We start from the raw sequence: 21,125 nt of genomic DNA, 5'->3' as shown, positions 1-21,125 counted from the left end.
CCTCCCCGGACACACGAGCAGGAGGGGGATCGCGATGCGTGACGACATGCTCGACCGACTCGTCGAGAAGCTGGACCTGACCCGGAAGGTTCGTCTCCTCACCGGCGCCACGACCTGGCGCACGGCCGCCGAGGACGCGATCGGACTGCGGGCGATGGTCTGCTCCGACGGGCCCGCGGGGGTACGGGGGGAGGCGTGGGACGAGCGGCGCACCTCCGCGCTGCTCCCCTCCGCCTCGGCCATCGGCGCGGCCTGGGACGAGCGGCTGGTGGCGGAGCTGGGGGGCCTCCTCGCGGCCGAGGCGGCCCGCAAGGGCGTGGACGTGGTGCTCGCGCCCACGCTCAACCTGCACCGCTCGCCCCTGGGCGGCCGGCACTTCGAGTGCTTCTCGGAGGACCCGGAGCTGACCGCCCGCACCGGCGCCGCGCTGATCCGGGGCGTGCAGGCACGGGGTGTGGCGGCGACGGCCAAGCACTTCGTCGCCAACGACTCCGAGACCGACCGGCTCGACGTCGACGTGCGCGTCCGTGAGAGGGCCCTGCGCGAGGTGTACCTGGTGCCCTTCGAGGCCGCCGTGGAGGCCGGGGTGTGGCTGGTCATGGCCGGGTACAACGGCGTCAACGGCACGACGATGACGGCCCATCCGCTCCTCGCGGAGCCGCTCAAGGGGGAGTGGGGCTTCGACGGTGTCGCGGTCTCCGACTGGGCCGCCGTCCGCACCGCCGGGGAACCCGCGCGGGCGGCCCTCGACCTCGCGATGCCCGGTCCGGAGAGCCCCTGGGCGGCGGACCTGGTCCGCGCCGTCCGGGACGGACGCGTCCCCGAGTCCGCCGTCGACGACAAGGTACGGCGCCTGCTCCGCCTCGCCTCCCGGGTCGGTGCGCTGGAAGGCGCCGGCCTCGCACCCGAAGGCGCCGGCCCCCGGCCCGACGGCGCCCGCCACGCGGCGGGATGCTTCCCGGCCGGCCCCGGGGCGCACGGAGTGCGCGGTACCCGGCTGCTGCTGCGCCGGGCGGTCGCCGCCGGAGCCGTACTGGTGCGCAACAGGGGTGTGCTGCCCCTCGACCCCGGCGCCCTGCGGACGGTCGCCGTCATCGGTGGGCACGCCGCCTCACCGCGCGTCCAGGGGGGCGGCAGCGCGGGCGTCTTCCCGTCCGGGGTCGTCACGCCGCTCGACGGGATCCGCGCCCACCTGCGCGGCCGGGGCCGGGTGGTGTACGCGCCCGGCCCGTCGCCGGACGAGCCGCCGGCGCCGCTGGACACCGGCCGGTGCACCGACCCGAGGTCGGGGGAGCCGGGCGTGCTCCTGCGCTGCCTGGACGCCGAGGGGCGGGAGCTGTACGCGGAGCGGCGCCTGACGGGACGCCAGCTGGAACCGCGGCAGGTTCCCGGCGCGCACACCGTGGAGATCAGCACCCTGCTCCGGCCCGAGGGGGCAGGGGAGTGGACCTTCGGCATCGGCGGCTTCGGCAGGCTGACCCTCACCGCCGACGGCCGCGAGGTCCTGGACGGCACCTACCCCCGGGACACCGACGACCCCGCGCTCGTGCACGTCACGCCGCCCCTGCGGACCGCGCGGGCGCACCTGGACGGCAGGCGGCCCGTCCACCTCGTCGCACGACGTGAACTGGCCGCCGGGACCGGCCGGGCGACCCTCGTCTGCGCCGCCCCGCCGCGGCGCGACCCCGACGCCGCGCTGGCCGAGGCGGTGGACGCGGCGCGCGGCGCCGACGCGGTGGTCGTCGTCGTCGGCACGACCGAGCACAGCGAGACGGAGGGCCACGACCGTTCCGGCCTGTCCCTCGGCCGGCTCCAGGACGACCTGGTGCGCGCGGTCGCCGCCGCCAACCCGAACACCGTCGCGGTCGTCAACAGCGGGGGACCGGTCGAACTGCCCTGGCGCGACGAGGTCGGCGCCCTGCTGCTCGCCTGGTTCCCCGGCCAGGAGGCCGGCGGCGGACTCGCCGACGTGCTGTTCGGCCGCCGCGAGCCCGGCGGGCGGCTCCCCACGACGTGGGCCGCCTCGCTCGCCGACGCCCCCGTCACCCGCACCCGGCCGGTCGACGGGCGACTCGCCTACACGGAGGGCCTGAACATCGGCTACCGCGCGTGGCTGCGGGCGGGCCGGGAGCCCGCGTACTGGTTCGGCCACGGCCTGGGTTACACCACCTGGGCGTACGAGCGGGTGGACGCCCCGCCCCGGGTACCGGCCGGTGCGCCGTTCACCGTCCGGGTCGCGCTGCGCAACACCGGGACGCGCCCCGGCCGCGAGGTCGTCCAGGTGTACCTGTCCCGCCCCGACTCCGCCGTGGAGCGCCCCGCGCGGTGGCTCGCCGGCTACGCGGCGGTGCACGCGGATGCCGGGCGCGGCGCGGTCGCCGACGTGGTCGTGGCGCCCCGCGCGCTGCGGCACTGGAGCGCGGCGGACGGGTGCTGGCGCGTCGAGCCCGGGACGTACCACCTCATGGCGGGCCGCTCGGCGGGGGCCCCGGAATGGCAGGCCGACCTCGTCGTCGACAGCGGCGCCTGCGGCACGGGGCCGGGCGGCGCGCCATGAGCCGGCCAGGGCCCGCGCGCACCGCCCGGCCGGGACGCGGGGGCCGGCGGGAGTGGCTGCCGGCGCCGCAAAACGGCACGTTAGAGTGCCGGGGTGGACAGGCGGGGACCGACGCTGGAGGACGTGGCGCGGGAGGCAGGGGTCTCCCGGGCGACCGTGTCGCGCGTCGTCAACGGCGTGCGCAACGTGGACCCCGGGATCCAGGACCTCGTCCGCCGGGCCATCGAACGCACCGGGTACGCCCCCAACCGGGCGGCCCGGTCACTGGTGACCCGGCGCGCCGACACCGTGGCGCTCCTGGTGTCCGGGGCGGGGGACGCGTTCGCCGCGCGGGTCTTCGCCGACCCGTTCTTCGGCCGGATCGTCAGCGGAGCCGTGGCGTACCTGCGGGGGCGCGCGATGCACCCGGTGCTGATGTTCGCGGAGTCCGCGCCGGCCCGGCAGCAGGTCGTGGACTACCTGCGCCAGGGAAGCGCCGACGGGGCCCTCGTGGTCTCCCTCCAGACCGCCGACCCGCTGCCGGAGATGCTGCACGCCGCCGGTGTCCCGGTGGTGCTGTTCGCCCGCCCCCCGGAGGGACTGCCCCTCGCCTTCGTGGACCTGGACCACCGCACCGGCGGGCGGCTCGCCGCCGAGCACCTGCTGGCGCGCGGGTGCCGGCGCCCGGCGGCGATCAGCGCTCCGCAGGACCTGCCCGCCGGCCGGGACAGACTGGCCGGGTTCCGTGACGCCCTGACCCGCGCGGGCCTGGGCCCGGCACCGGCCGTGGAGGGCACCTTCACCGTCGACAGCGGCGCCGCGGCGATGACCCGCCTGCTGGCCGGGCACCCGGAGGTGGACGGCGTCTTCGCGGCCAACGACCTGATGGCCCAGGGGGCGTGCCAGGTCCTGTCGGAGCGGGGGCGGCGCGTGCCCGACGACGTGGCCGTGGTGGGTTTCGACGACTCCAGCGTCGCCGTGACGTGCCGGCCGCCCCTGACGACGGTGCGCCAGCCGGTCGAGAAGATGGCCGCCGATATGGGCGAACTGCTCGCGGCGCGCCTCCAGGGGGCCGCCGGGGGCCCCGCGCACCTGCTCTTCCAGCCCGAGCTCGTGGTGCGTGCGTCGGCCTGACGTCCGGGCGTCATGACCGACGCGCCGCCGCGCCCGTGACCCCGGTCCGGGGGCGGCCGCGCGACTTTTCCCGGTCCGTCCCAAAGCGTTCCCCGGCGCCGCCCCATGGGCTATTTTCAGCCTCACCCCCCACCCCTCCCTCTCCCTACTCCGGGCGGATCTCCATGAGTCGCGCCATCGTGCTGCGAGATGTGAGCAAGAAGTACGACCGCGGCTCCTACGCGGTCCACCGGGTCTCCCTGACCGTCGAGCCGGGCGAGTTCCTGGTCCTCCTGGGTCCCTCGGGCTGCGGGAAGTCGACCGTCCTGCGCATGATCGCCGGACTGGAGGACATCAGCGAGGGCGAGCTGCTGCTGGACGGCTCGTACGCCAACGACGTACCCCCGCGCGAACGGGACATCGCCATGGTGTTCCAGAACTTCGCGCTCTACCCGTCCATGACCGCCCGGGAGAACATCGGCTTCCCGCTGCGGCTCAGGGACCCCGGCGCGGACCACGACCCGCGGGTGGACGCGACCGCGCGGATGCTCGCCATCGAGGACCTGCTCGACCGGTTCCCGTCGCAGCTGTCGGGGGGTGAGCGCCAGCGGGTGGCGATGGGCAGGGCGGTGTCCCGCCGGCCGTCGGTCTTCCTGCTGGACGAGCCGCTGTCCAGCCTCGACGCCAAGCTCCGCAGCCACCTGCGGGCCGAGATCTCCCGCCTCACCAGGGAGCTCGGCGTGACCACCGTCTACGTGACGCACGACCAGTCCGAGGCCATGTCACTGGGCGACCGGGTGGCGGTGATGCGTGACGGCGCCCTGCAACAGGTCAGCCCCCCGCAGGAGTTGTACGCCCGCCCGGCGAACGTCTTCGTCGCGGCCTTCATCGGCACACCGCGCATCAACCTGCTGGACGCGGTCGTCCACGCGCCGCTCGACGGCCCGATGACGGTCGAACTCGGTCACCAGCGCCTGTCGCTGCCCGAACCGCTGAGCGTGGACCACCAGCTCCTGCGCATCCAGCAGGGGCGCCGGATCATCGTCGGCCTGCGGTCGGAGGCGGTGCGGATCGCCCCGCCGAGCCGGGCGAGGCCGGGCGAGGCGGCGCTGGTCGGCGTGGTGGAGCACGTCGAGTACCAGGGGCACGAAGTGCTCGTACACCTGGACACCGGCTCGCGGCCGGCGGGTGTGGCCGACCTGGAGGCGTCACGGCCCCGGGGCGCGGGCGCCACAGGCCACGCGCGGCGTCGGCACGGGCTGCGCCGCATGAGGCAGCGGGTGACGTCCCGGATGTCCGGCCGGGTGACGGTGGCCGACGACGGCCCGGACCTCACGTCCGAGCCGGAGCGCCGGACCATCGTCCGCAGCGACCTCGTCCTGCGGACCGGTCCGCAGGGGCGCGTGCGGACCGGCGCGCAGGTGCCGCTGCTGGTCGACCTGGGGCAGCTGTACGTGTTCGACCACCAGGGCCGCAGGATCTGCCCGGCCCCGGACGACATGCCCGGCCTGGACCAGTAGCGGCCCGCCGGCCCGGACCGGTGACGGGCCCCGTTACCGCGCCCCAGGCGCCGCCCGCCGGACACTTCCCGCTCAGGGCGCCGCCCGCTCCCGGAGGGTGGCCTGCCAGGCGGGTGCCGGCTCCTCGGCGTCCGGACGCCCGCGCCGGCCGCCGCGTGCGAAGAAGTCGGCGAGCGGCAGGATCGCCGCGCCGACGGTGACGGCGTCCGGCCCCAGGGTGCCGAGGTCGATGCGGACGCGCGTGGCGGGGTAGGACAGGGCGTACGAGGTGGCGTGGGCCCGTACCGAGTCGAGGAAGCGGGCGCCGAGCTGGAGGCCGGCCCAGCCGCCGACGAGGATGCGTTCCGGCTGGAAGAGGTTGATCAGGTCGGAGAACCCCGCGCCTAGGTACTCGGCCGTCTCCTCCAGTACGGCCAGGGCGGTGGCGTCCGGCCGCACCGGCGCCCCCGGGTCCGCGTTCGTGCCCGCCGCCCGGTCCGGGTAGGCGGCGGCGAGCATCGAGGTCAGCGCCGCCTCCTCGTCCGCCCCGGCCGGCGGCTTCCCGCCCGCCTCGGCCCAGCGCTCCAGCAGCGCCTCGGCCCCCGCGTACGCCTCCAGGCAGCCCCGGGCGCCGCAGCGGCAGCGCCGCCCCCGCACCCGTACCGTCAGATGGCCCCACTCCACGGCCCGGCCGGAGCGCAGGTCGTCGGTGACGACGCACGCGCCGACGCCCGAACCGAACAGCACCACCACGGCGTTGTGGGCGCCCCGCCCGGCGCCGAACCACATCTCCGCCTGCCCGAGCGTCTTGGCGCCGTTGTCGATGAAGTACGGCACCGACGGCGGCAGCGCCGCGAACTCGCGCAGCAGCCGCTCCAGCGGCACGGCGTTCCAGCCGATGGTCTGGCCGTGCACCACCGCGCCGTCCTCCGGCGTCCTGGCGACGATGCCGGGCACCCCGACCCCCACACCGAGCAGCCGTTCGGCGTCGATTCCGGCCTGCCGGACGACCTGCTCGACGCCGTCGCGCACATGGCCGACGACGACGGTGACGTCGTAACGGTCCACACGGCGCGGCCCGTTGGTGGTGAGCGGTCTCTCCACCCGCGCGAGCTCGGTCAGCGCCAGGTCGAAGAGCTCCACCCGGACCCGGGTCTCCCCGATGTCGACGCCGATCATGTAGGCGCTGTGCTGGCTGATGCGCAGCAGCGTGCGGGGGCGGCCGCCGGCGGAGTCCACGCTGCCCGCCTCCTCGACCAGTCCCTCGGCGACCAGCTCCGCCACCACGTTGCTGATCGAGCCCGAGCTCAGGCCGGTGGCGGGGCCGAGCGAGAAGCGGCTCAGCGGCCCGTCGAAATACAACCGTTGCAAAACGGCGGTGCGGTTCTCCCGCCGCAGGTCACGCACCGTCCGGCCGCTGCGCACTCTCACGGGCACCCTCTTCCCTAGGTCCTGGCTCGCAACATACCCCTGCGGCACCTCTTGACGCGACCTTCGCTTGAGGTTTAACTCACATCCTAAATTAAGCCGAGAGGTTCTTCAGGGGTCGAACGCGGGACGTCGCGCACCCTCTCCCTCGTCGGCTTCCACCCCTCCCCTGAAAGGGACACGAGGAGCCATGCGCAGAATCAGAGCCGCGGCCGTCGGCGCCGTCACCCTCTCCCTCGTCCTCTCCGCGGCCGCCTGCGGCGGTGGCTCTTCGTCCGGTGGGTCCGGCGACAACTCCCAGCCCAGGACGCTCACCTACTGGGCCTCCAACCAGGGCGCCAACATCGAGGTGGACAAGAAGGTCCTCCAGCCGGAACTCGACAAGTTCGAGAAGAAGACCGGCATCAAGGTGAAGCTGGAGGTCGTGCCCTGGTCGGACCTGCTGAACCGGATCCTCACCGCCACCACCTCCGGCCAGGGCCCCGACGTCCTCAACATCGGCAACACCTGGAGCGCCTCCCTCCAGTCCAGCGGCGCCCTGCTGCCCTGGGACGCGAAGAACTTCGAGAAGATCGGCGGCAGGGACCGCTTCGTCGAGTCCGCGCTCGGCTCCACCGGTGTCCAGGGGCAGGACCCCGCGGCCGTACCGCTCTACTCCATGGCGTACGCGCTCTACTACAACAAGAAGTTGTTCGCCGAGGCGGGCATCCAGAAGCCCCCGGCCACCTGGGACGAGCTCGTCGCCACCGGTAAGAAGCTCACCAAGGACGGCAAGGCCGGCATCGGTGTCGAGGGCTCCAACCTCTCCAACAACATCCACCAGGTCTTCGTCCTCGGCAAGCAGCACGGCGCCGACTTCTTCACCCCCGACGGCAAGGCCGACTTCACCTCCGACGGTGCCGTCGCCGCCGTCAAGCAGTACATCGACCTGATGGCCCAGCACAAGATCGTGGCCAAGGGCAACGCCGAATACGCCCAGAACCAGTCCCTGAGCGACTTCGCCAAGGACAAGACCGCGATGGTGCTGTGGCAGACCGCGGCCGCCACCTTCAAGGCCCAGGGCATGGACGACTCCGAATGGGGTGTCGCCCCGGCGCCGGTGCGGTCCGGCAAGCCCGGCCGGGGAACCGCCGTCAACTCCATGGTCGCCGGCATCAACCTGGCCGTCTTCAAGAACACCAAGAACATCGACGGCGCCATGGAGTTCGTCCGGTTCATGACCGGCGACGAGGAGCAGAAGATCCTCAACAAGGCCTACGGCTCCATCCCGCCGGTCACCTCCGCGCAGGCCGACCCCGCCTTCAACACCCCCGCCCTCGCACCGCTCCGGCAGACCCTCGCGACCAGCGCCGCCGCCCTGCCGCAGGTACCGGAGGAGTCGCAGTTCGAGACCGTCGTGGGCACCGCGGTCAAGGAGCTCTTCGCCGACGCGGCCGCCGGCCGGCCGGTGACCACCGCATCGGTCAAGGCCAAGCTCGAAAAGGCCCAGCAGCAGATGCCCAAGAAGTGAGTCCGGACGCCACCATGACCACCACCGCCATCGAGAAGACCGGCGGGCGGACCGCACCGCAGCACGACCCCGGGGCGGCGCGCATCCCGCGCCGCCGTCCCGGGCGGCTCCGGGCCCTGGGCCTGCCGTACCTGCTGCTGCTTCCCGCCCTGGTCCTGGAGATCCTGGTCCACCTGGTGCCGATGCTCATCGGCATCGTCATGAGCTTCAAGGAGCTAACCCAGTTCTACATCCGCGACTGGGGGACCGCCCCCTGGGCCGGACTGGACAACTACGCCGTCTCGGTCGACTTCGACGCCCCCGTGGGCGAGGCGCTGCTGAAGTCCTTCTTCACCACCTGCCTCTTCACCCTCCTGTCCGTCGGCCTGTGCTGGCTGATCGGCACCGCCGCCGCCGTCTTCATGCAGGAGACGTTCCGCGGCCGGGGAGTCCTGCGCACCCTGTTCCTCGTCCCGTACGCACTGCCGGTCTACGCCGCCGTCATCACCTGGGCCTTCATGTTCCAGCGGGACAACGGGCTGATCAACCACGTTCTGCACGACCAGCTCGGACTGACCGACAGCCCGCCCTTCTGGCTGATCGGCGAGAACAGCTTCATCACCCTGCTCGTCGTCTCCGTGTGGAAGGGCTGGCCCTTCGCCTTCCTCATCATGATGGCCGGCCTGCAGAACATCCCCCGGGAGATCTACGAAGCCGCCGCCCTCGACGGGGCCGGCGTGTGGCAGCAGATCCGCCGCATCACCCTGCCGTCCCTGCGGCCGGTCAACCAGGTCCTCGTCCTGGTCCTGTTCCTGTGGACGTTCAACGACTTCAACACCCCCTTCGTGCTCTTCGGCAGGGCCGCGCCGGAATCGGCCGACCTCATCTCCCTGCACATCTACCAGTCCTCGTTCCAGACCTGGAACTTCGGCACCGGCTCGGCGATGTCCGTCCTGCTGCTCCTCTTCCTGCTCGTCGTCACGGGCGTCTACCTGATCGCCACCTCCCGGGGAAGGAAGTCCGCCGATGTCTGAACACAGCCGGCCGGCCCCCCGCTCGCCCATGGCCGCCCCGCGCTCCTTCCTCTGGAGCCGCGCCGTCTTCCTGACCCTCCTCACCGGCTTCGTCCTGCTCCCGGTGTACGTGATGGTCTCCAGCTCCCTCAAACCACTGGCGGACGTCTCGGGAAAGTTCCAGTGGATCCCCTCGGGCCTGACCCTCACGCCGTACACGGACATCTGGAAGACCGTCCCCCTGGCCGACTACTTCGTGAACTCCCTGGTCGTGGCCGGCGCCGCCACCGTGTGTTCGGTCGTCATCGCCGTCTTCGCCGCGTACGCCGTCAGCCGCTACGCCTTCCGCGGCAAGCGGGTCTTCACCGTCACGGTGCTGTCCACCCAGATGTTCCCCGGCATCCTCTTCCTGCTGCCGCTGTTCCTGATCTACGTCAACATCGGCAACGCCACCGGCATCGCGCTCTTCGGCTCGCGCGGCGGACTGATCCTCACCTATATGACCTTCTCCCTGCCGTTCTCGATCTGGATGCTCATCGGGTACTTCGACTCGGTGCCCCGCGACCTCGACGAGGCCGCCAAGGTCGACGGCTGCGGCCCGCTCGGCGCGCTGTTCCGGGTCATCGTGCCCGCGGCCGTTCCGGGGATCGTCGCCGTGGCCGTCTACGCGTTCATGACCGCCTGGGGCGAAGTGCTCTTCGCCTCCGTGATGACGAACGACACCACTCGCACCCTCGCCGTCGGCCTCCAGGGCTACGCCAGCCAGAACGACGTGTACTGGAACCAGGTCATGGCCGCCTCACTCGTCGTGAGCGTCCCCGTCGTCGCCGGCTTCCTCCTCCTCCAGCGCTACCTCGTCACCGGCCTCACCGCCGGCGCCGTCAAATAACGCCCCGCACCACGCCGTTCGCTCCCACCGCTTCTCCGAGAGGGTTCCCGTGTCCGATCCGATCGACCTCGCCGCCTTCCCCCGCGACTTCGCCTGGGGGACCGCCACGTCCGCCTACCAGATCGAGGGTGCCGTCGCCGAGGACGGCCGAGCCCCCTCCATCTGGGACACCTTCTCCCACACCCCGGGCAAGGTGGACAACGACGACCACGGCGACGAGGCCTGCGACCACTACCACCGGTGGCCCGAGGACATCGCCCTCATGCGGTCCCTCGGAACCGACACCTACCGCATGTCCGTCGCCTGGCCGCGGATCGTGCCTGGCGGCGACGGACCGGTGAACGCCGCCGGACTCGACTTCTACGACCGGCTCGTCGACGGCCTCCTCGACGCGGGGATCACCCCCTCCGTCACCCTCTACCACTGGGACCTGCCCCAGGCCCTCCAGGACCGCGGCGGCTGGACCGTGCGCGAGACCGCCGAACACCTCGCCGCCTACGCCTCCGTCGTGGCCGAGCGGCTCGGCGACCGCGTCACCCAGTGGGCCACCCTCAACGAGCCGCTGTGCTCGGGCTGGATCGGCCACCTGGAGGGCCGGATGGCTCCCGGCCTGACCGACCTCACCGCCGCCGTCCGCGCCTCCTACCACCTGCTGCTCGCCCACGGGCTCGCCACCGGCGCGGTCCGCGCCGCCGTACCTGGCGCGCAGGTCGGACTCGTCACCAACCACTCCACCGTCGAACCCGCCTCGACCGCCCCGGAGGACATCGCCGCCGCCGTACGGATGGACGGGCACACCAACCGCTGGTGGCTGGACCCGGTGTACGGCCGCGGTTTCCCCGCCGACATGCGCGAGCTCTACGGCGTGGAGCTCCCCGAACGCCCCGGCGACCTCGACACGATCGCCGCCCCGCTCGACTGGCACGGCCTCAACTACTACTTCCCGGCGACCGTCACCGACGACCCCGAAGGGCCCGTCCCGCACGCCCGGGAGGTCCGCCTGCCCGACGTGCCCCGCACCGGCATGGACTGGCAGATCGACGCCGGCGGCATCGAGGCCCTCCTGATGCGCCTCACCGACGACTACGGCGTGCGCAAGCTGTACGTCACCGAGAACGGCTCCGCGTTCCCGGACACCGTCGGCCCCGACGGAACGGTCGACGACCCCGAGCGCGCCCGCTACCTGGAACAGCACCTGGCCGCCTGTGCCCGCGCGATCCGCAAGGGCGCCCCCCTCGCCGGGTACTACGCCTGGTCGCTCCTGGACAACTTCGAGTGGGCCTACGGCTACGACAAGCGCTTCGGCCTCGTCCACGTCGACTACGCGACCCAGACCCGCACCGTCAAGTCGAGCGGCCACCGGTACGCCGGCATCATCCGCGCCCACCGCGAAGCCACGGCCGGCTGACCCGCCCGCCCGCGCGGCGCCGCCCGCCCGGGTACCGTGATGGGGCCTCCCGCCACCCCGTCACCGGGGCGGGAGGCACCGGCAACGGTCGGCACAAGGACGACCGGTCCGGCGGCGGACCGGAACGGCGGAGGGGGAGGCCCGTGCGGGTCAAGGATTTCGATCATGTGGTGCTCAACGTGGAGGACGTCGAGCGGTCCCTGCGGTTCTACTGCGGACCCCTCGGCCTGGAGCCGGTACGGGTCGAGGAGTGGCGGGCGGGCAAGGTCCCGTTCCCGTCCGTGCGGGTCACCCCCACCATGATCATCGACCTGTTGGCCCGCCCCCGCGGCGAATCCAACGTGGACCACATCTGCCTGGTCGTGGACCCCGTGGACTGGCAGGAGGTCATCGACTCGGGCACGTTCGACGTGCTGGAGGGACCGGTCAGCCGCTTCGGCGCGCGGGGCACCGCCCGGTCGGTCTACGTGAGGGACCCCGACGGCAACACCGTCGAGCTGCGCTGGTACCCCGAGGACACCGGGCGCTGACAGCCCCGGCCGCCGCCCCGCCCTGCCGAGGAGGGGCGGCGGCCGGTCACGCGTGGTCCGGGCCGGGCGAGCAGCAGCCGTCCCGGCGCATCACCCGGCCCACCTCCAGCCAGTCCCGCCCGCCCCGCCCCGACCGGTCCTCGCCCCCGCGGCCACCGGACGCGCGGAAGGCCCCGCCGAGGGCGGCCCGCTCGTGCACGACCCCTGCCTTGAGCACCGCGACCGTACGGACCAGCGCGTCGAAGTCCGTGAACGGGTCGCCGTCCACCACTGTCAGGTCCGCGACCTTGCCCACCTCCACGGTGCCCAGGTCCCCGTCCGCACCGAACGCCCGCGCCGGGAGCGCCGTAGCCGTCCGCAGCGCCTCCGCCGGCGACAGACCGCCGACGTGCAGCGCCCGCAGGTTCAGGTGCAGGGACAGCCCCACCGGGACGATCGGCGCGTCCGTGCCCAGCGCCACCACACCGCCCGACGCCAGGACGTGCCGGTACACCTCGACCTCCGTGCGCAGCGCCTCCAGGTGCGCCTCGCCCGGCGGCTGCGCGGACATCTGCCGAACCAGGGCGGCGTCCCACGGCGGCATGATCGCCTCCACCCGCTCGTCCCGCGCGAGACCCGGATCGGCCCCCAGCAGCCACATCGCGGTGAACGGCGTGGCGATCAGGGTGAAACCGGCGCCCGGCGCCGTGTACAGCTCCCGCACGTCCTGGTACGCCCGGCCGGCGGCGGAGACCGCGTGCCCGGCCTCCCCCCGCTGGGTGGCCTGAAGGTGCGTGGTCATGTCCTGCCCGGTCTGCAGGCCGGGCGAGCAGAAGTGACTGCCCACCCGCGCCCCGAGCCGCTCATGGGCGAACCGCGCCGCCTCCTCCATCACCCAGTCCGGCGCCCTGACGTACGTCTTGACCACGTCCCAGTCGAGCGCCGCGCCCCGCTCCAGCGACCGGCGCAGCCCCTCACGCGTGCGGTGGGCCCTGCCCATGCTGTAGGCCACCCGGGCGCCGTCCAGCAGTTCACCGCAGCTCAGCAGCCGGGGCCCGGCCAGCTGGCCGGCCTCGACGGCCTCCCGGACGCGGGCCTGCTCGTGGGCGAACCCGCCGAGCGACACGGCGGTCGTGATCCCGTACGCCAGCTGGCAGGCGGTCTGCCGGCCACCGTACGTGTACTGCCAGGGGTGGGTGTGCGCGTCCCACAGACCGGGCAGCACCGTCCGGTCCGAGGCGTCGACCCGCCGGACCGCCGGCCGCTGCCGGCCCGGCCGGTGCGGCTCCACCGCCGCGACGCGCCCACCGCGCACGACGACGTCGACGTCCTCGCGGACCGGCGCGTCGTCACCGGTGCCGTCCCAGAACCGCCCGGCGTGGACGACGGCGTCGGCGGGTTCGGCCCGCCGGTAGTCCAGCGGTACGCGCACGGTACGCGGGCCGCCCCCGTCCACACCGGTCAGCCGCAGCCGGGTGCCGGACTGGTACAGCAGCGTGCGGGAGTCGCCGGACCAGGAGGGGGTGTCGGCGGGTTCGTCGGAGAGCTGCCGCAGGGGCCCCGCCGGGCGGCCGTCCGCCGTCACCGGCAGCAGGCACAGGGCCGATTCCACGACCAGCGCCATCCAGCGGCCGTCCGGCGACCACACCGGCCCCGAGGCGTAGCGGTCGGAGACCGAGGTGTGCGGGGCCACGGCGTGCAGCCGGGCGGCGCCGGACGCGGCGTCGACGATCCGGATGAGGTTGTAGCCCTCGCGGAAGCGCTGGTTGAGCCGGTTGCGGTCGCACAGGGCGAGGAACCGCCCGTCCGGGGACCAGCTGGGCCGGCCGGGCAGCCCGCCGCCGCCCAGCGGCGCCGCCAGCACCCGCTCGCCGCCCGTCGACAGGTCCTTGACCACGAGACGGCCCGTCAGGTCCAGGCAGGCGAGCCGCCCGCCGTCGGGGGACAGGGCCGGATGGACCCGCCCGCCGGTCGCCAGCGCCGTGCGCCGGCCGGTGGCGAGGTCATGGCGGTACACCCCGAGCAGGCCGTCGCTGTCGTCGGCGTACACCAGCGACTCCCCGTCGGGCGCCCACACCGGCCCGAGGAGGTAGCGCGTCCTGTCCGCCCGCACCAGCCGGCGCGGCGGCCGGCCGCCCGTGGTGCCGGCCAGCCACAGCGAGTTCAGCGCGGCGAACGCGATCCGCCGTCCGTCGGGCGCCAGCGACGGCAGGTGCACGCCCCGCACCGGACGCGTCCGGCCGCCCTCGACGCCGTACGTCCTGGACCGGAGGCGCGGCCGGCGCACCGGCACGGTCCCCTCGAACGGGATCCGCTCCAGGGCGCCGGGGGTCTCCGGGCGCACGAGGGTGAACCGTCCGTCGACGGTGAGCAGCAGCTCGCCCCCGGTCCAGCGCGGCGGAACGGGGGCGACGTCCCCGGGGACCGCCACCGGTTCGCCGTCCACGACCAGGACGCACCCGCCGTGCGGCGCCGGGGTCACCCGCAGGTACGCCAGCCGCCGCCCGTCCGGCGACGGCGCGGGCGCCATCACCTGCGCGCCGGCCGTCCCGGTGTGCTCGGCCCGCACCGGGCCGTCGCCGTCCGCCGGTACGGAGACCACGGTCCGGGCGTCGATGGCCGTCCCCGACGAGGAGGCCGTCACGGCCGCCCGTACGAACAGGATCCGCTTGCCGTCCGGTGTCCACGCCGGGTCGAAGTCCTCCCAGGCGCCGTCCTGGAGCGGACCCGGCTGCCCCGGCAGACCGCTGACGGCGGTGGAGGTGCCGGTACGCAGGTCGAGCACCCGGATGCGGTAGGGGGCGCCGGACACCGGGTCGCCGCCGCGCTCGGAGGCGAAGGCGATCCGGGTGCCGTCGGGGGACCAGGCGGGCCCCCGGTCGTCCCAGGGCCCGTCGGTGCGCCGCCGGAGGTCCGAGCCGTCGGGCCGCACTGTCCAGATGTGGAACCCCCCGCCCCGGTAGGCGCAGAAGGCGATCAGGGACCCGTCGGGCGAGTGGACGGGGCGGTTGGGTTCCAGCCCGGCCGGGGTGAGCGCGACGGCCCTGCCGCCCGCGCGCGGCAACGACCACAGGACGTGCTGGACCTCGGCGATCAACCGGTCGCCGGACGGGGCGATGTCGGCCGCCCCGTTCGTCGCCGCGGTGAAGCGCAGGGACACGATCCGGTCCCGGGCCGCCGCCGGGGCGGCAGGCGTCAGCAGCGCGGCCCCCGCCGCGGACCCCGCACCCGTCAGGAACCGCCGGCGCGACAGCGGCGACTCGGGTGGCGGCGCGCCGGCCGGGAGGGTGCCGCCGGGTCCCGCCGGCGGTTCGGCCGCCGGAGCCGGCCCCGCCGCCCCGGTGGTCGTCCGCGTCTCCCGGCCCGTTCCTTCGGCGTCCAACAGTCCTCCCTCGTCGGAAGTCCGGCGGGCCCGGTTCCGGCGGCCCGGAGCGCGGAAGCCGGCACGGCACACATGTTTCCGCACCCGGCGTACGGGGAGGGTGGGGACACCACATCCGGCCGGTCCTCGTCCGGAAACGATCCCCGCACGGTCCCCCGGCCGGCCCATGCCGGGGCGTAGGGCATGATCGGGGGATGTCCGATCGCATCATCGCCGCCTGTGACGGGGCGGCCAAGGGAAACCCCGGCCCGGCCGGCTGGGCGTGGGTCGTCGCCGACGCCGAGGGCCGCCCCGAGCGCTGGGAGTCGGGTCCGCTGGGCCGGTCCACCAACAACGTCGGTGAACTCACCGCCCTGCTGCGGCTGTTGGAGGCCGTCGACCCCGGGACCCGGGTCGAGGTGCGCATGGACTCCCAGTACGCCATGAAGGCCGTGACCCAGTGGCTCCCGAACTGGAAGCGCAACGGCTGGCGGACGGCCGCCGGCAAGCCCGTAGCGAACCAGGAACTCGTCCAGGGGATCGACGCCCTGCTGGCGGACCGGGACGTCGAGTTCCGCCACGTGCCCGCCCACCGCGTGGACGGCGACCCGCTGAACGCGATCGCCGACCAGGCCGCGAGCGACGCGGCGGTCACCCAGCGGGCCGCCGGCACCGCGCTCGGCGACCCGGACGTGCCGGAGCCCGCCCCGGAGCGCAGCGCCCCGGCGCGGACCCGGACGGGTGCGGCGCCCAGGAAGCGGCCGGCCGGCCGTGCCGCGTCGGGAGGGGCGCCGCGCACCATCAAGGCGAAGTTCCCCGGCACCTGCCCCTGCGGCCGGGCGTACACCGCCGGTGAGCCGATCGCCAAGCTCGGCACCCGGTGGGGACACCCCGGCTGCGGCGGCCCGACCCCGGACGCGGACTGACCCCTCCGGCGCGGCACCGTCGCCCCTGTGGGGCCGACGAACCGGGTCACCGCCCCGGTTCCTCGGCCCCGCCCCAGGGCGGGGCGGGCGGGTGCGCCGGCCTCAACGGCCCGCCGCCGGGCGGTGGACGCCGTTGAGGTAGTGCTCCCCGATGTCGCGTAGCCGGTGGGCCGTGGACCGGTGTGCCGTCAGCACCCTGGCGTTGCGCCAGAACCGGTCCAGGCCGGGCGCGTCGGCGAGTTCCAGCACCCGCGTGGTGATGTGCAGGGCGGCCCTGACCGTGACGGTCTCCGCCGTCGCCACCAGGGCGGCGACGTCGGCGGGTTCCTCCACGCCGAGGTGCGGCCCGGCCTCCAGGGCCCGCGCCATGGTCTCCGTGGCCCGTTCCACGACGACCGCGGCGGTCTGGGCCGCGGCCGCCAGCTCCCCGTACGCGAGCAGCAGGTCGGGGTCCTTGGCGGGCAGCCGGTCGTGTGCCGCCGGGACGGCGGTGCCGGGAGGCCGGGGGACCGGGGCGCGTCTGCCGGTGTCGCGGGCCTCCGCGAGGGCGCCCTCGGCGATGCCCAGGCCGACGTGGCACAGGGCCAGCCGGAGCGCGGGCTCGGCGAGCGCGGTGAAGGGCGCGGTCGACTCCGCGTCGTGCGGCCGGGGGCCGAGCACCTGCGCGGGCGTGACGGTCACCCGGTCGAAGGCGACGGTGCCCGCGCCGGCGAGCCGCTGGCCGAGACGGTCCCGCGCGGGCTCGACGGACACCCCGGACCGGCCGGGCCGCACCCGTACGACCAGGAGATCACCGGTGACGGCGCAGACGGCGTCCACCGCGAACCGGTCGGCGACGGTCACGCCCGTGTCCACCGCCACCCGCCCGCTGAGCAGGTACCCGGAGTCCAGCGGGGTCAGGGTGAGGCCGGGGCCGGTCCCGTCGGGGGCGGTGGAGTGCACGCCGCCCGCCCACAGCCACTGCCGGCGCGCCGTGTCCCGTTCGAGGGCGGCGGCGCGGGGCGCGGTGCCGTAGAAGCGTCCGTTCCAGGTGTGCGCGTAGTGGCGGGCGAGTAACTCGCCGACCGAGCCGTCCGCGGTGGCGATCTCCCGCACGACCGCGCAGCCGGTGCGCCAGTCCACGCCGTACGCACCGCCGGGCGGCACCAGGGCCGCCAGGAGGCCGGCCTCGCGCAGCCGGGCCGCCTCGTCGGCGGGCGGCCGGCCGGCCCGGTCGCGCGGGACGGCGTCGGCGGCGAGGTCGTCGGCGACCTCCCGCGCGGTGCGGAGCAGGACGCGGTGTCCGCCGTCACGGTGGCCGACGGGAGTGCGGCCGGTGCCGGTGCCGGTGACCGGGCCGGTGACGGTCGCCGTCGCTGTCGAGGTCATCGCGGACGTCACCGGCGGCCCGGGGCGGCCGCGTGGTCCCGGTCGGCCCGTGAGGCGGGGGTGCCGTGGGGGGTGGCGGTGGTCATGTGAGGAGCTCCAGGTGTCGTGAGGGGCGCCGGTCGATGACGGAGTGCCGAGCCGACGGAAGGTCAGGGGCATGACACCCGGGCGCCCCGAGGCGCTGGGTCCCGGGTCGGAATCCACGCGGAGCGTCGTCCGCACGGCGCAGGCCCCGCATCCCCTTTCCCTACGCTTTTAGTAGGGATATTGGCCGGGGGAGGGCGGGTCGGCAAGGGGGCGACCACATGGTGGTCAACTCGGTCTCACGCTACGAGAAACCGCGGACCGGATGCGCCGGGACGCGTCTCAGGGGTTGGACCAGGCGGCCGGATCCTCCGTCAGCGAGTGCGCCGTCTCCGGGAGGTGACCGGACGCCACGTCCGCCAGTGACACGCCCTCCAGGATGCGCCGGACGTTCGCACGCAGGGCGATCCACAACGGCAGCAGCGGCTCCGCCGGCCCGCTGTAGGACAGGTCCGGCGGCCGGACGCCCCGCACCGACACCAACGGGCCGTCCACCGCGCGCACGACGTCGGCCACGCTGATCTCCGCCGCCGGCCGGGCCAGCCGGTAACCGCCGTTGACCCCGCGCTGACTGACCACCAGGCCGCCGCGCCGCATGTCGTTGAGGATGCCTTCGAGGAACTTGTGCGGAATCTCCTGCGCCTCGGCGATGGCCTCCGCCTTCAAGGGCCCGTTCCGCTCGCCGGCGGCGAGCACCAGCGCGGCGCGCACCGCGTAGTCGGCCCTGGCTGAGATTCGCATGGGGGCATTATCCCGCAGCCGGCGGGGCACACCTATCCACCCGTTCACTCGATCGTTGGTCTTCACGGACCCGCCGGTGCCACTCCGTCACGCTGGCGGAGTCGAGGACACGAGGGGACGGGGACACCGTGGGATACCGGGAACGGGACGAAGACGCCGCCGGCAGCCAGTTGTTGCAGTTGGCCGCGGGAGCCGCCGATCTGGCGTACAGCGGGCTGTCGTCCGTCCTGCGGAACGCGCGCGGACTGCTGGCCCGGGCCGACGTGGCCGAGCTGGCGGCGGAGGGGCGGCAGCAACTGCGGGCCCGGGGCCGCCTGGTCCTGGACCGGGTCGCCGCGCCGCCCCCGGCGCACCTGGAGGTACTCGCCCGGCACGCGGCCGCCCGCCGTGCGGCGGGTGACCGCGATGACTGACGGCGGGGCGCCGGCCGCGCTCGAGGACCGGGTCGGCGAACAGGTGCGCGACTTCGTCGAGGACGAGATCGACCGGCTGCTGGCGATCGACGCGGACCTGGCACCCGTCGCCGAACAGCTGCGGATCGCCACCGCACACGGCAAGCGGCTGCGGGCCGCGTTCTGCTACTGGGGCTGGCGCGCCGCCGGGCAGCCCGACAGCGGCGAGCTGGTACGGGCCGCCGCCGCGATGGAGCTGGTGCACGCCGCCGCCCTCGTCCACGACGACCTGGTCGACGACAGCGCGCTGCGCCGCGGAAGGCCCACCGCCCACCGCGCGCTGCGGGCCGCCGTGGCGGGCCGGCCCGGGGCGACGGCAGCCGCCCGCTCGCTGGCCATGCTGGTGGGCGACCTGCTCATCTCCTGGGCCGGGCAGATGTTCACCACCTGCGGCCTGCCCGCCGCCTACCTGTCACGGGCGCGCCCGCTGTGGGACGTGCTGGCCCGGGAGCTGGTGGCCGGCGAGTGTCTGGAGATCCTGCGCACGGGCGCCGGTCCGGACCCGGCCGCCAGCCTGAAGGTCATCCGCTACAAGACGGCCAAGTACACCGTCGAGCACCCCCTCCACATCGGCGGCGCCCTGGCCGGAGCCGCGCCCGACGTCCGGGAGGTGTTCACCGACTACGGCCTGCCGCTGGGCGAGGCCTTCCAGCTGCGGGACGACCTCCTCGGCCTGTTCGGCGACACCGAGCACACCGGCAAGGCCGAAACGGACGACATCGCCGGTCACCGCCCCACCGCCCTCCTCGCCCTGACGTGGCAAGGGGCCACCGGTGCCGAACGGCACGAACTGGGCACGCTGCTGGGCCGCCGTGACCTGAGCGGCGACGACGTGGAGCGCGTCCGGACGATCATGCGGCGCACGGGGGCGCCGGCCCGGGTGGAGGACATGATCGACGAACGGGTGAGGGCGGCCACCCGCGTCGTGGAACAGGCGCGGCTGCCCGCCGAAGCCGCCCGGTCCCTGACCGGCCTGGCCCGTACCGTCACCGACCGCAAGCACTGACGGCCCCCACCCGGGCCGCCCCCGTCCACCACGGCGCCCGAGCCGCCTCCGCTCGTACGACGCACGAGGAGCCCCGATGACCTACACCGAGCAGTCCCTGGACGCGCTGCGCCTGGCCGGTGACGAACTGGCCGACGCCACCGTGGCCACCCTGTTCGAACGCGGGGAGGTGGGCAAGTTCAACACCCTCATGCGGTACGTCTCCACCGTCGGCCAGCCGCTGCCCGAGGGCCTGCCGGAGGTGGCCCGCGCGTACCTGCACGAGACCAGCAGCCCACCATCATGGGTGGACTGGGACGAGATGGAGAGGGCGCGGCTGTTCTTCATCGACAACGACGTCCACATCTCCACGGCGCTGTCCTTCGCCTCGATGCCCGCCTGCTACGTCGTGCCGCACGTGGCCAGACTGCTGTCGGCGACGCACTCGCTCCAGTACCCCTCCAAGCGGATGGCGGAGACGGGCCAGTTCACCGTCCACCTCATGCGACCCGACGCCTTCGAGGCCGGCAGCCGCTTCATCCCCGCCGCGCAGAAGGTGCGCCTGCTGCACGCGTCGATCCGCCACCACCTGCGCCGCGAGGATCGCTGGGACACCGCGAAGCTCGGCACCCCGATCTGCCAGGAGGACATGATCGGCGGCCAGATGATGTTCTCGATCCAGGTCCTGGACGCCCTGCACCGCCTGGGCATCCACATGAGCGTCGAGGGGGCAGAGGCGTATTACTACGCCTGGCGGGTGGTCGGCGCGATGCTCGGCGTCGACCAGGAGCACGTCCCAGAGGACCTGGAGGCCGCCCGCCGGTTCTCCGACCTGTACATGGTCCGCCACATGGGCCCCAGTGAGGAGGGCGCCCGCCTGACCCGCCAGCTGATCGACCTCTATGAGGAGGTGGTCCCCGGCACCCTCTTGGACCCGGTCGTCGCCGCCCTGATCCGCTACCTCATCGGGGACACGTGCGCCGACTGGCTCCAGGTGCCCCGCACCTCCTGGGACACGGTCGTCAAGGCCGCTCCCGCGCTGCTGAACGTGCTGGAGACGATCGAGGACCGCTCACCGCTGGGCGCCTGGGCACTCGACCGGCTCGGCCACCTGACCACCCTGTTCGAGCTCAGCTCGCTCACCCGGGGGCGCGTGATGCACTACGCCGTCCCCGAACACCTGAAGAAGGAGTTCGGCGTCTCGACCCGGTCGGCCCGCACCCGGCGCTGGACCCCGCCGGCCGCCCGGCTGGGCCGGGCGGCCGGCTGGGCACCCTAAGGTCGTGTCCGTGAAGTCCCGCCTGGCCCGCGACGCCCTTCGGGC

The 21,125-nt window shown here is 74.3% G+C and carries 16 protein-coding genes; 12 read left to right on the top strand and 4 right to left on the bottom strand.

Features of this window, described 5'->3' with window-relative positions; genetic code table 11:
• The first annotated feature begins 34 nt into the window (after positions 1-34).
• From AC07DW_RS19495 to AC07DW_RS19485, 3 genes are all read left to right on the top strand, one after another.
• Positions 35-2,557, top strand: coding sequence for a beta-glucosidase (locus AC07DW_RS19495; RefSeq protein WP_478858892.1), 2,523 nt, complete (start codon positions 35-37; stop codon positions 2,555-2,557).
• Positions 2,558-2,650: 93 nt separating this feature from the next.
• Positions 2,651-3,670, top strand: a complete 1,020-nt coding sequence (locus tag AC07DW_RS19490) for a LacI family DNA-binding transcriptional regulator (protein ID WP_478858891.1) — start codon at positions 2,651-2,653, stop codon at positions 3,668-3,670.
• Between the two features lie 164 nt (positions 3,671-3,834).
• Positions 3,835-5,169, top strand: a complete 1,335-nt coding sequence (locus AC07DW_RS19485) for an ABC transporter ATP-binding protein (RefSeq protein WP_478858890.1) — start codon at positions 3,835-3,837, stop codon at positions 5,167-5,169.
• Positions 5,170-5,241: 72 nt separating this feature from the next.
• Here AC07DW_RS19485 and AC07DW_RS19480 read toward each other — a convergent pair whose 3' ends face one another.
• Positions 5,242-6,579 (bottom strand): ROK family protein, encoded by a 1,338-nt coding sequence (locus AC07DW_RS19480; RefSeq protein WP_478858889.1) that lies wholly within the window; start codon positions 6,577-6,579, stop codon positions 5,242-5,244.
• A 187-nt stretch (positions 6,580-6,766) separates the two neighbouring features.
• Here AC07DW_RS19480 and AC07DW_RS19475 point away from each other — a divergent pair, with 187 nt between their 5' ends.
• The 5 genes from AC07DW_RS19475 to AC07DW_RS19455 all read left to right on the top strand — a co-directional run bounded on the left by AC07DW_RS19475 (position 6,767) and on the right by AC07DW_RS19455 (position 11,905).
• The gene (locus tag AC07DW_RS19475) at positions 6,767-8,086 is read left to right on the top strand and encodes an extracellular solute-binding protein (RefSeq protein WP_478858888.1); all 1,320 of its coding nucleotides are present in this window, start codon (positions 6,767-6,769) and stop codon (positions 8,084-8,086) included.
• 14 nt (positions 8,087-8,100) lie between these two features.
• Complete coding sequence (locus tag AC07DW_RS19470; protein WP_478858887.1) at positions 8,101-9,099, top strand: carbohydrate ABC transporter permease; 999 nt, start codon at positions 8,101-8,103, stop codon at positions 9,097-9,099.
• A gap of 28 nt (positions 9,100-9,127) precedes the next feature.
• Entirely contained in the window at positions 9,128-9,967 is an 840-nt protein-coding gene (locus AC07DW_RS19465; RefSeq protein WP_478858942.1) for a carbohydrate ABC transporter permease, read from the top strand.
• 49 nt (positions 9,968-10,016) lie between these two features.
• Entirely contained in the window at positions 10,017-11,375 is a 1,359-nt protein-coding gene (locus AC07DW_RS19460; protein ID WP_478858886.1) for a GH1 family beta-glucosidase, read from the top strand.
• Between the two features lie 143 nt (positions 11,376-11,518).
• Positions 11,519-11,905: a VOC family protein gene (locus AC07DW_RS19455; protein ID WP_478858885.1), complete on the top strand. Its 387-nt coding sequence runs from the start codon at positions 11,519-11,521 to the stop codon at positions 11,903-11,905.
• Between the two features lie 46 nt (positions 11,906-11,951).
• Here AC07DW_RS19455 and AC07DW_RS19450 read toward each other — a convergent pair whose 3' ends face one another.
• Positions 11,952-15,137, bottom strand: a complete 3,186-nt coding sequence (locus AC07DW_RS19450) for an amidohydrolase family protein (RefSeq protein ID WP_478858941.1) — start codon at positions 15,135-15,137, stop codon at positions 11,952-11,954.
• Positions 15,138-15,460: 323 nt separating this feature from the next.
• Between AC07DW_RS19450 and AC07DW_RS19445 the strand changes: the two genes are divergently transcribed.
• Positions 15,461-16,171 (top strand): ribonuclease H family protein, encoded by a 711-nt coding sequence (locus AC07DW_RS19445; RefSeq protein WP_478858884.1) that lies wholly within the window; start codon positions 15,461-15,463, stop codon positions 16,169-16,171.
• Between the two features lie 102 nt (positions 16,172-16,273).
• Here the strand turns inward: AC07DW_RS19445 and AC07DW_RS19440 are convergent, their stop codons facing one another.
• Together AC07DW_RS19440 and AC07DW_RS19435 are read right to left on the bottom strand one after the other, a co-directional pair.
• On the bottom strand, positions 16,274-17,539 hold the full coding sequence (locus AC07DW_RS19440) for an acyl-CoA dehydrogenase family protein (RefSeq protein WP_478858883.1): 1,266 nt from the start codon (positions 17,537-17,539) through the stop codon (positions 16,274-16,276).
• A gap of 366 nt (positions 17,540-17,905) precedes the next feature.
• Entirely contained in the window at positions 17,906-18,364 is a 459-nt protein-coding gene (locus tag AC07DW_RS19435) for an RrF2 family transcriptional regulator (RefSeq protein WP_478858882.1), read from the bottom strand.
• A 128-nt stretch (positions 18,365-18,492) separates the two neighbouring features.
• Here AC07DW_RS19435 and AC07DW_RS19430 point away from each other — a divergent pair, with 128 nt between their 5' ends.
• The 3 genes from AC07DW_RS19430 (at position 18,493) to AC07DW_RS19420 (ending at position 21,080) form a co-directional block, all read left to right on the top strand.
• Positions 18,493-18,777 (top strand): polyprenyl synthetase, encoded by a 285-nt coding sequence (locus AC07DW_RS19430; protein ID WP_478858881.1) that lies wholly within the window; start codon positions 18,493-18,495, stop codon positions 18,775-18,777.
• Positions 18,770-19,822, top strand: a complete 1,053-nt coding sequence (locus tag AC07DW_RS19425) for a polyprenyl synthetase family protein (RefSeq protein WP_478858880.1) — start codon at positions 18,770-18,772, stop codon at positions 19,820-19,822. Before AC07DW_RS19430 ends, AC07DW_RS19425 begins: the two co-directional genes overlap by 8 nt.
• 76 nt (positions 19,823-19,898) lie before the next feature.
• Positions 19,899-21,080 (top strand): oxygenase MpaB family protein, encoded by a 1,182-nt coding sequence (locus AC07DW_RS19420; protein WP_478858879.1) that lies wholly within the window; start codon positions 19,899-19,901, stop codon positions 21,078-21,080.
• The last annotated feature ends 45 nt before the right edge of the window (positions 21,081-21,125 follow it).

This window comes from Streptomyces sp. NPDC045701 (genome assembly GCF_056432045.1).
Note: the sequence above shows the minus strand (reverse complement) of the source record. Positions and strands in the feature narration are given on the sequence as shown.

What these genes read in the sequence shown, in the direction of transcription:
- AC07DW_RS19495 (WP_478858892.1), top strand. Translation starts at nt 35, where the DNA reads ATGCGTGACGACATGCTCGACCGACTCGTCGAGAAGCTGGACCTGACC.
- AC07DW_RS19485 (WP_478858890.1), top strand. Translation starts at nt 3,835, where the DNA reads ATGAGTCGCGCCATCGTGCTGCGAGATGTGAGCAAGAAGTACGACCGC.
- AC07DW_RS19475 (WP_478858888.1), top strand. Translation starts at nt 6,767, where the DNA reads ATGCGCAGAATCAGAGCCGCGGCCGTCGGCGCCGTCACCCTCTCCCTC.
- AC07DW_RS19470 (WP_478858887.1), top strand. Translation starts at nt 8,101, where the DNA reads ATGACCACCACCGCCATCGAGAAGACCGGCGGGCGGACCGCACCGCAG.
- AC07DW_RS19465 (WP_478858942.1), top strand. Translation starts at nt 9,128, where the DNA reads ATGGCCGCCCCGCGCTCCTTCCTCTGGAGCCGCGCCGTCTTCCTGACC.
- AC07DW_RS19445 (WP_478858884.1), top strand. Translation starts at nt 15,461, where the DNA reads ATGTCCGATCGCATCATCGCCGCCTGTGACGGGGCGGCCAAGGGAAAC.
- AC07DW_RS19440 (WP_478858883.1), bottom strand. Translation starts at nt 17,539, where the DNA reads ATGACCTCGACAGCGACGGCGACCGTCACCGGCCCGGTCACCGGCACC.
- AC07DW_RS19435 (WP_478858882.1), bottom strand. Translation starts at nt 18,364, where the DNA reads ATGCGAATCTCAGCCAGGGCCGACTACGCGGTGCGCGCCGCGCTGGTG.
- AC07DW_RS19425 (WP_478858880.1), top strand. Translation starts at nt 18,770, where the DNA reads ATGACTGACGGCGGGGCGCCGGCCGCGCTCGAGGACCGGGTCGGCGAA.
- AC07DW_RS19420 (WP_478858879.1), top strand. Translation starts at nt 19,899, where the DNA reads ATGACCTACACCGAGCAGTCCCTGGACGCGCTGCGCCTGGCCGGTGAC.